The organism is Campylobacter sp. P0109 (genome assembly GCF_002138755.1).
Taxonomy (GTDB): domain Bacteria; phylum Campylobacterota; class Campylobacteria; order Campylobacterales; family Campylobacteraceae; genus Campylobacter; species Campylobacter devanensis.
On the sequence record NZ_MJKK01000004.1, the window covers coordinates 182,854 to 193,118 of the forward strand.

At 34.7% G+C, this 10,265-nt stretch carries 8 protein-coding genes and 1 tRNA gene; 6 read left to right on the forward strand and 3 right to left on the reverse strand.

Annotated features, from left to right (window positions below):
* Window positions 1-4 precede the first annotated feature (4 nt).
* On the reverse strand, window positions 5-271 hold the full coding sequence (locus tag CIGNP109_RS05835) for an HP0495 family protein (protein WP_086225421.1): 267 nt from the start codon (window positions 269-271) through the stop codon (window positions 5-7).
* Window positions 264-740: a cyclic pyranopterin monophosphate synthase MoaC gene (gene moaC, locus CIGNP109_RS05840; RefSeq protein WP_086228547.1), complete on the reverse strand. Its 477-nt coding sequence runs from the start codon at window positions 738-740 to the stop codon at window positions 264-266. The genes CIGNP109_RS05835 and moaC overlap by 8 nt, the downstream gene beginning before the upstream one ends.
* 194 nt (window positions 741-934) lie before the next feature.
* Between moaC and CIGNP109_RS05845 the strand changes: the two genes are divergently transcribed.
* Window positions 935-1,022 (forward strand) — tRNA-Ser (locus CIGNP109_RS05845).
* An 82-nt stretch (window positions 1,023-1,104) separates the two neighbouring features.
* Here the strand turns inward: CIGNP109_RS05845 and rpsU are convergent.
* Window positions 1,105-1,317 (reverse strand): 30S ribosomal protein S21, encoded by a 213-nt coding sequence (gene rpsU, locus CIGNP109_RS05850; RefSeq protein ID WP_002848116.1) that lies wholly within the window; start codon window positions 1,315-1,317, stop codon window positions 1,105-1,107.
* Between the two features lie 151 nt (window positions 1,318-1,468).
* On the opposite strand from rpsU, the gene ccoG reads away from it, so the two are divergent.
* The 5 genes from ccoG (at window position 1,469) to CIGNP109_RS05875 (ending at window position 9,991) form a co-directional block, all read left to right on the forward strand.
* A complete protein-coding gene (gene ccoG / locus CIGNP109_RS05855; protein ID WP_086228548.1) occupies window positions 1,469-2,845 on the forward strand; it encodes a cytochrome c oxidase accessory protein CcoG in 1,377 nt (458 codons plus the stop codon).
* Between the two features lie 144 nt (window positions 2,846-2,989).
* Window positions 2,990-4,063, forward strand: coding sequence for an efflux RND transporter periplasmic adaptor subunit (locus CIGNP109_RS05860; RefSeq protein ID WP_086228549.1), 1,074 nt, complete (start codon window positions 2,990-2,992; stop codon window positions 4,061-4,063).
* Window positions 4,064-7,204, forward strand: a complete 3,141-nt coding sequence (locus tag CIGNP109_RS05865) for an efflux RND transporter permease subunit (protein WP_086228550.1) — start codon at window positions 4,064-4,066, stop codon at window positions 7,202-7,204. It abuts the gene before it with no gap.
* A complete protein-coding gene (locus CIGNP109_RS05870) occupies window positions 7,197-8,597 on the forward strand; it encodes an efflux transporter outer membrane subunit (protein ID WP_086228551.1) in 1,401 nt (466 codons plus the stop codon). The genes CIGNP109_RS05865 and CIGNP109_RS05870 overlap by 8 nt, the downstream gene beginning before the upstream one ends.
* An 83-nt stretch (window positions 8,598-8,680) precedes the next feature.
* Window positions 8,681-9,991 (forward strand): hemolysin family protein, encoded by a 1,311-nt coding sequence (locus CIGNP109_RS05875; protein WP_086228556.1) that lies wholly within the window; start codon window positions 8,681-8,683, stop codon window positions 9,989-9,991.
* Window positions 9,992-10,265: the final 274 nt, after the last annotated feature.

Genomic DNA, 10,265 nt, shown 5'->3' on the forward strand with positions numbered 1-10,265 from the left:
AGAGTTATAATACAAATTTAGAGTGTTTTTTAAGTAGAGTAAATAGCTCTAAACGCTCTGTGTTGTTATTTACTAATACACTTAGATTAAAGCTTTTGAATTTGGCATTTTTACTAGTGTGAGAGCTTTGAAGTTTGTATTCTCTATCACCTACGCACTCTTTTATAATGCTTTTTTCATCGCTTAAACTATCAAATATTACCTTATATTCCCAAAATATTGGATAGATTATTTCTGGTTTTTTATTATTAAAATCGCAAATTTCAGCCATCATTTCTCCTATATTCTCCACTTTTACCGCCACTTTTAGATTCTAGGGTTATACCACTAATTACCATGGATTTATCAATAGCTTTTATCATATCATAAATAGTCAAAAGCCCAATACTAACACTGTTTAAAGCCTCCATCTCTACGCCTGTTTTACCATGAGTTATAACCTTAGAAATGAGCTTAAAACCTGGCAAATTTGGCATATCTTCTATATCGATATCAACTGAATTTATATAAAGTGGATGGCACATAGGAATTAGCTCGCTAGTGCGTTTAGCCCCCATAATTGCAGCGATAACAGCAGTTTGTAAGACAGGGCCCTTTTTACCTGTGTTTTGCTTAATCGCATTGTAAGCTTCTTGCGACATTGTGATAGTGCCACTAGCGATTGCGACTCTTTTGGTGGTATCTTTATCGCCTACATCTACCATTTTGGGCATATTTTTTTCATTTAAATGTGTTAGCATTTTTATCCTTTTTTGATTGATTATATCAAATTTTATCTTAATTATTTTCACTTTATCTTATATTTATCATATATTAAAAAATTAATTATATAATTAAAGCTCCTAAACAAATAACCTCCTTTTTGTAAAGACACTCGCTCTTTTGAGTGGGTGTTTTATACGTTTTTAACCAGTTTTATTTTACTTATTGTTTTGGGCAGATGTCCGAGTGGTTGAAGGAGCACGCCTGGAACGCGTGTAAGGTGAAAGCCTTCGGGGGTTCAAATCCCTCTCTGTCCGCCATGAATTATAAAAAATATATTAAAGTTTTAATTTATATGGATTATTTAAATAATAAAAAGACCGCCGAAGCGGCCTTATGGTATTAGAGTCTTGACTCATAGCGTCTAAGCATATAAAGTCTTTTAAGCATTTTTTTGCGAGCTGAAATTTTCTGTTTTTTGCGAATTTCAGTCATTGGCTCAAAAAAGCGTCTAGCACGAACTTCAGTAACAACTAAGTTACGATCAGTTTGCTTTTTAAAGCGTCTGTAAGCTTCATCAAAAGACTCATTTGGATGTACCTTAACTCCTGGCACGATCCTCACCACCTTTCGTTAAAATTTGAGCGGTGATTATAGCCAAAAATAACTTAAATTTAAATTTCTTAAACAAATAATAAAATTTGATTTAACTATATTTTAATATAATAAGGTTATAATTACGCCAAAAATCAATAAGGAATTATCAATGTCTTGTATGCCTACACACTATACCAAACGGCGATATATTGGGTATTTGATCGTTACGATTGTCGCTTTGCTGCTTCCATTTATCCGCATTAATGGCAATCATCTATTTTTACTTAGTTTTGATAAAAAGCAACTCCATCTATTTTTTACTGCTTTTGATATGCAAGAGCTCTATTTAATGCCGTTTTTGCTTATTATTTTGTTTTTGAGTATATTTTTTCTCACTACTTTGGGCGGTAGGGTTTGGTGTGGATGGACCTGTCCGCAGACAATTTTTCGTGTAATTTATAGGGATTTGATCTGTACTAAAATTCTTAAAATTCGCAAAAATATCAAAGATAAACAAAAAGAATTTGATGAGAATATAATCAAAAAAACTATCTCAGTAATTATTTGGGCAGCTCTTGCATTTGTAGCTGCTAGTAATTTTATGTGGTATTTTGTACCACCTGAGGATTTTTTTGCTTATCTTGCTAATCCAGCCGAGCATAAACTTTTAGTTGGAATTTTGATAGGTATTACAACATTTTTAGTTTTTGATGTGGTGTTTTTGGCTGAGAATTTTTGTATATATGTTTGCCCGTATGCTAGAGTGCAAAGCGTTATGTTTGACAATGATACAATTCAGGTGATTTATGATGAAAATCGTGGAGGTAAATTATATGATGGCCATACAAAATTAGGTAAAAAGCCAACTACTCCAGGTGCTGAGTGTATAGGTTGTGAGGCTTGTGTAAGAGTATGCCCAACTCATATAGATATTAGAAAGGGTATGCAGCTTGAGTGTATTAACTGTCTTGAATGTAGTGATGCTTGTAGCGAGGTAATGGGCAAACTAGGCAAAGAGAGCTTAATTAATTGGACTAGCGCTAAGGCTATTAAAACTAGAAGTAAGGTTAAATATTTTAGATTTAGAACAATTGGCTATATGATTGCATTATCTATTGCTGTGATTGCGCTAGGGCTAATGACAACCAAAAAAGAGCATATGTTATTAAATATAAATAGGGCTACTCAACTTTATAGTATTAAGGTACTTGATGATAATACACCAAAAGTGCAAAATGCATATACATTTTTAATACAAAATACTGATAATGTTGAGCATTCATACTATTTTGATATCAATGAGACTAGAATTAAAATCGATAGACCGCTTGAGCCTATTAAATTAAAAGCTGGTGGAAAGAAAAAAGTAATTGTGGTATTAAGCACAACACAGACGCTAGTAGATGATACAAGACGAGATACTCCAATAGATATTACAATTAATGCATATGCCAAAGATGCTAAGGAGACAATTAGTATTGATCGCAAAACTATCTTTGTATATCCTAAGCAGATTGAGCTAGAAAAAGCTATACAATCAAAATAAATTCACCTAAAAGGAGACTAATTGCTCTCCTTTTAGGTAATGAATATCAAAAATAATTTACCATATTAATTTTTTCTTAACAAAATTTTTGTAGAATATCAAAATTTAATTCAGTTCAAATACGTAATTTGAAAGGTTATTATTATGAATAAATTTGGCAAATTTTTAACTCTTGGCTTTGCTGCTTTGATGATAGTAGGTTGCGGTGATAGCAAAAAAAGCAATGCTCCACAAGCCGCTCGAGCACTTCCAGTAAGTGTAACTGTAGCAAAAATGGGCGATATTCCTATTAATCTTGAATTTAACGGTCAAGTTGTAAGCGAGATGGATGTAATAATCAAAGGCAAGGTAACTGGCTCTATTGAAAAGCAGTTTTTTACTCCAGGTAGTATGGTTAAGCAAGGCGATAAACTATATCAAATTGATGAATCAAAATATAGAGCAATCTATAATGATAGATTAGCAAATTTTAAAAACGCTAAAGCTCAATATGATAGAGCAGTAAATCTAAAAGCTAAAAATGCAATATCGGCTAAGGAATTTGACGCAGCTAGTAGCGCATACGGCTCAGCTTTAGCAAATTTAAATAACGCTAAAATTGATTTAGATTACTCTGTGGTGACTGCACCTTTTGATGGAGTTATTGGCGATACACTTAAAGATGTTGGTTCATATGTTAGCACTACTGATAATGATTTAGTTCGAATCACAAAACTAAATCCAATATTTGTTGAATTTGGAATATCAGATCGTGATAGGCTTGATATTGATGAAAAAAGCAAAAGTGGCCAGTGGAAACAGCTACATTCAACAGTGCAGATAAAGTTAGCCAATGGTAATGAGTATAATGGAACCATAAGCTTTCTTGATAGCGTAGTAGATTCAAAAAGCGGAACTGTAAAAGCAAAAGCTAAATTTGATAATAATCAAACTCAAATTCGCCCAGGCGTATTTGCTGCTGTAAAAGTATATGGATTTTATCAAAAAGATGGATTTAAAATCCCGCAAATTGCAGTATTACAAGATTTAGTAAATCCGTTTGTATATGTAGTAGAAAATGGCAAAGTATCAAAAAGAGCTATTAAAATAGCCTCTCAAGATGCCATTAGTGTTGTTGTATCAAGTGGATTAAAAGATGGAGATAAGGTAATTTTGGATAATTTTAAAAAGATTCAAGATGGCTCATCAGTCCAAATAGTAGAAACAAAAGGCAAGTAGATGTTTTCTAAATTTTTTATCAATCGTCCAGTTTTTGCCTGCGTAATATCTATTATTATAGTTTTAGCAGGTCTTATCGGTCTTAAAAATGCTGCTATAGAGGAGTATCCACAGCTTACGCCACCACAAATTGTGGTACAAGCTACATATAGTGGCGCAGATGCTCAAACTATCGCAAGTGCAGTTGCAGCTCCATTAGAAGAGGCTATAAATGGCGTTGATGATATGATATATATGCAAAGTACATCAAGTTCAGCTGGTACAATGAGCTTAAATATTTTCTTTGAGATTGGCACAGATCCTCAAACTGCTTCAGTAAATGTAAATAATAGAGTAAGTCCAATTTTATCAAAACTTCCAGAAGAAGTTCGTAGAGTCGGTGTAAAAGTAGATGAAAGAAGTAGTAATATCTTAGAGGTTTTGGCTTTTTATGACCCAAGTAAAAAGATGAACGATACTGAGCTATCTAATTATGTAAGTATCAATGTTGCTGATGAGTTAAAACGCGTTAAGGGTGTAGGTGATGCTGTTGTAATTGGTAATAAAGAGTACTCTATGAGAGTATGGATAAAGCCAGATTTATTAAAGCATTATGATATGACTGTTAATGAAGTAATTAATGCTATCAAAGAACAAAACTCACAATATGCAGCTGGAAAGATAGGCGAACAACCTATGGCTACTGGAAATCCATATGTATATTCTATTAAGCCAGAAGGAAGACTAACTCAAATTAGCGAATTTGAAAATATCATAATTAGAGCTGATTTAAACGGAAATATTATTAGGTTAAAAGATATTGCTAATGTTGAGCTTGGAGCTCAAAGTTATGCATTTTCTGGACGCTTTAATGGCGGTAGTATGATTCCAGTACTTATATTTTTACAAAGTGGAGCCAATGCTTTAGAAACCGCCCAAGCAGTTCAAGCCAGAGTTGAAGAGTTAAAAGATAATTTTCCAGGAGATATGACGTATAGAATAGCATATGATACGACTGAGTTTGTTCAAGTTTCAATTGATGAGGTTGTTAAGACTTTTATAGAAGCTATTATTTTAGTTGTAATTGTTATCTATATGTTCCTTGGAAATATTAGGGCCACATTTATTCCGCTGCTTACTGTTCCAGTATCAATTTTAGGTGCATTTGCTGGAATTTATGTAATGGGATTTTCGGTAAATTTAATTACACTTTTTGCACTTATTTTAGCAATTGGAATTGTCGTTGATGATGCTATTATTGTTATAGAAAATGTCGAGCGGATACTTCACGAAGAGCCAAATTTAAGTGTCAAAGACGCTACTATCAAGGCTATGGATGAGATTATGGCACCGGTTATATCTATCGTTTTGGTGCTTTCGGCGGTATTTATTCCGGTTGCATTTATGGAGGGCTTTGTAGGCGTGATACAAAGGCAGTTTGCCCTAACCTTAGTTGTATCTGTGTGTATATCAGGACTTGTAGCCCTTACGCTTACTCCAGCACTTTGTGCGATAATACTACGCAAAAAAGAGAAACCGCCATTTTGGTTTGTGCGTAAATTTAATGAATTTTTTGATTTTTCGACTAGGATTTTCTCTGCTGGTGTAGCTAAGATTTTACGTCATGTTATTATTAGTTTGATTAGTGTAGCGATTATTATATTTATGATGATTGAGCTATTTAAGGTTATTCCTAGCGGGCTTGTACCAGCTGAGGATAAAGGTAGTGTATTAACTATTATCAATCTACCTCCAGCATCTACTCTACCTAGAACGCTTGAAGATGCTGCGTTTATAGAGAGTATAGTATCTAAAAACCCAAATGTAAAAAGTGTTACTACACTAACAGGCTATGATATGATGGCTGGATCGCTTAGAGAAAATGCTGGTATGATGTTTATCACGCTTCAGCCGTGGGATGAGCGTCCAGGTAAAGAGAATGCAGCTGGGACAATAGCAGGGCAGTTTATGGGAACTCTATATGGTTCCGATAGAAACTCATTAGCCTTTGTTACAACCCCACCTCCTATTATGGGGTTATCAATGACTGGAGGATTTGAGCTTTATGCGCAAAATATAACCGGTAAAAACTATAATCAAATAGAAGCTGATGTGCAAAGAGTTGTGGCTAAAGCAAATCAAAGCCCAGTTTTAACTCAAGTTAGAACGACACTTGATACAAATTTCCCTCTATATAATTTAACTTTAGATAGAGAGAAAATCAAGATGATGGGAATCTCATTTAGCGATATATTTGATACGATAAATTCAACTATTGGTCAGTATTATGTAAATGATTTTAATATTCTTGGTAAAACGTATAAAGTAAATATTAGAGCATATGAGAGTTATAGAGATTCGCCTGAAGATTTAGGGTTGCTTTATGTACGTAGTAGAAGTGGTGATTTAGTACCATTGGATTCTATTATGACTCTTACAAGAGGTTTGGGGCCTGATAATGTAGATAGATTTAATGGTTTCCCAGCAGCTAAGATTATGGGTGAGCCAAGGCCTGGATACACTTCAGGTGATTCTATTAAAGAGATTGAAAGAATCATTAAAGAGGAGCTTGGTAAAGAGTATAATATAGGCTGGGCAGGATCGGCATATCAAGAAGTTAGCAGTACTGGCAAAGGCGCTCAAGCTTTTGCGTTTGGACTTATATTTGTATTTTTGATTCTTGCAGCACAGTATGAGAGATGGCTAATGCCACTAGCAGTTGTAACAGCTGTGCCATTTTCGGTATTTGGAGCGTTAGCATTTACATATTTAAGAGGGCTTAGCAACGATGTTTATTTTGAGATTGGGTTACTTCTTTTAATAGGTTTAGCAGCCAAAAATGCGATTTTGATCGTTGAGTTTGCGATGCAAGAGCATTTAGCAGGCAAAAGTATAAAAGAGGCCGCCATTAGTGCGTCTAAGATGAGATTTAGGCCGATTGTTATGACCTCTTTGGCATTTACTCTTGGGGTATTGCCTATGGCCTTAGCTACCGGCGCTGGAGCAGCATCACGCCACGCATTAGGCACTGGCGTTATCGGTGGTATGATAGCAGCATCTACTATTGCGATATTCTTTGTGCCACTATTTTTCTATATATTAGAAAGTTTCAATGAGTGGCTAGATAGAAAACGAGCTAAATTTGGAGCAAAAGATGAATAAGGTTATAACAATTTTAATAGCAGCTATTATAAGTGGTTGCTCTCTTCGCCCTGATATGATAGAGATACAACAAGAGTATAGATATCAGATGGACTATTATAGTGTTAATGAGAAGTGGTGGGAGAGTTTTGGCGATGAGAAATTAAATTTATTAATCGAAAAATCACTACAAAACAATAGCGATCTACTCATTGCTTTAAACAATATAGAAAAAGCTAGAATAAGCCTTAGGCTAGATAGACTTGAATACCTTCCAAATATCACGCTAGAAGGCCAAGCAATCAAAGATAGTAGAGCAGATAGCAGTAATAATAATATAAATAACTTCTCTCTAAGTGCGGTTTTGAGCTATGAGCTTGATCTATGGGGTAGAGTAAGAGACCAAGCAAATGCGAGTGAGGCTTTATATAATGCTACTAAATTTGATTATGAAAGCGCTAGAATCAGCCTAGCAAGTAGTGTGGCTAATGCCTATTTTTTGCTAATTTCATTAAGAGAACAAGAACAAATTTTAAAAGATACCCTAATCTCATATATCCAAAGTGTAGAGTATAGGGCTATGCAATTAGCTAGTGGTGAAATAGATGAGCTAGTATATGCCCAAACAGTAGCAACCGCAGATGAAGCTAGGGCCCAGCTAGCCGGATTACAAACTCAAATTTCACAAGCCAATTCAGCTTTAGCGATATTAGTCGGTGGAAGCTTGAATGAGATATTGTATGACAATATGAATGTGGCAATCTCTTTACCGATGCTTCCAGATGTCCCAAGTGGAGTTAGCTCAGATATCTTGCTAAAAAGAGCCGATGTAGCAAGTGCACTTGAGAGATTAAAATCTAGCAATTTTTTGGTCGGCGTAGCTAGAACGCAGTGGCTACCACAAATTTCAATTACTGGAATGTTTGGCTACTCTAGTAATGAATTAGATACACTAATCAGCTCCAATCAATCTGTATGGAGCGTAGGTGGAAGCTTGCTTGCTCCTTTAATAGATTTTGGTCGCACATACAATAGAGTAGAATTAGCAAATTTAGATCAAAACGCATCTTTTTTGGCTTATGATAAAGCGGTTAAAAATGCTTTTAGCGAGATTAGAACAGCCCTAGATAGTAGAAAAAACTCAATGATAAAAGCCCAAAGCACGGCAAATTTAGTCGCTAGCCAACAAAAGGTCTATGATATAGCTCAAAGTCGCTATGAGGCTGGATATAGCACTCATTTGGAGTTATTAGACTCACAAAGAAATCTACTATCAGCTAAGCTTAGTCTCTCTAGCGCAAATTTAGAAGCGGCAAATAGCATTGTCTCTGTATTTAAAGCATTTGGTGGCGGATTTGAGTATGAGAGCGATGAAGAGACAAGGCAAAAATTAACCCAAGATGGCTTAAATTAGCAAAAATTTTTAAAATTTATGCTATAATTGGAGCTATTTATCTAAATTTTTAAGGACATATTTTGGAGAGTTACCCCATTATTATGATAATTTTGGCGGCCATTTTTATACTATTAAATGGCTTTTTTGTTTTATCTGAATTTTGTATTGTTAAGGTTAGAAGATCACGCTTAGAGGAGCTTGTCAAAGAAAAACGCCCTAATGCCAAACTCGCTCTAAGAATGTCAAATTCCCTAGATACCTATCTTAGTGCCACGCAGCTTGGCATTACACTTAGCTCTCTTGCACTTGGCTGGATCGGCGAGCCAGCTGTGGCCGATATCATCAGAGAGCCATTAAAAATTATATTTGATATTGATAATACCACTACTTTACACACGGTATCTTTTGTTATTGCTTTTAGCTTCATCACTCTTTTACATGTTGTCTTAGGCGAGCTAGTGCCAAAATCAGTAGCAATTGCCAAAGCCGAACAAGCCGTGCTTTTGGTCGCTAGACCATTATACTTTTTTTGGCTTATATTTTTTCCTGTTATACGCACATTTGATTTTGTAGCGGCTATGTTTTTAAAGCTTATTGGCATTAGACCTGCTAGAGAGAGCGAGTTAGCACACTCAGAAGAAGAGATTAAAATCATAGTCGGAGAGAGCTTAAAAGGCGGTGTTTTAGATAGTATGGAGAGCGAAATAATCAAAAATGCTGTGGATTTTAGCGATACAGTAGCCAAAGAGATTATGACGCCTCGTAAAGATGTGATCTGCTTAAATAAAAGATTAAGCTTTGAAGAGAATATGAGAATTGTAAGCCAAAGCAAATATACTAGATTTCCATATATAGATGGTAGCAAAGATAGTGTTTTGGGCATGATTCACATTAGAGATATATTGCAAAATGACCTAGATGGCAAGATAGAAAATCTTGATAAAATAGTAAGAAAGCTTATTATTGTACCTGAAAATAGTTCAATTTCAAAGATTCTTGTAATGATGAATAAAGATAGAATCTCAGCTGCGCTAGTTGTTGATGAGTATGGCGGAACTGCTGGATTAGTAACTATGGAAGATATCATTGAAGAGATCGTAGGCGATATCAACGATGAACACGATGATAAAGATCAAAGCTATAAAAAAATCTCCGATGATACATATGAATTTAATGGTAGATTTGAGCTTGAAGGTGTTGAGGAGATTATGAGAATTCACTTTGATGAAGAGACTGAGCAGCTTACGATTGGCGGATATGTCTTTAATTTATTTGAGCGTCTACCAGTAGTAGGCGATACTATAGAGGATCAAAACTGCTTATACGAAGTTGTTAAAATGGATGGAGCAAGTATTGGAGCTCTTAAAGTTACACTACTAAGCTCAAGTAGCGATGAAGAGGATTTTGATTAATAATCATCTTTAATATTTGAGCAATAAGCAAAATTTATAATTAAATTTTCTTATTGCTTTTTTCTTTAATTACATCCGTTTTTCATTTTCTTTTTACTTTACTATAATCCAATATAGTATATAAACCAAAAACTATCAAATTCACTCTTATCCCATAGCCAACCTATTAACCTCCCCCATCTCCTCAATTTAATTACACCCCCATAATATTTAATATCTCACCTAATCCAATCTAAATTCCACTCTAAAAATTATAAAATCACTTAGCCTAAAT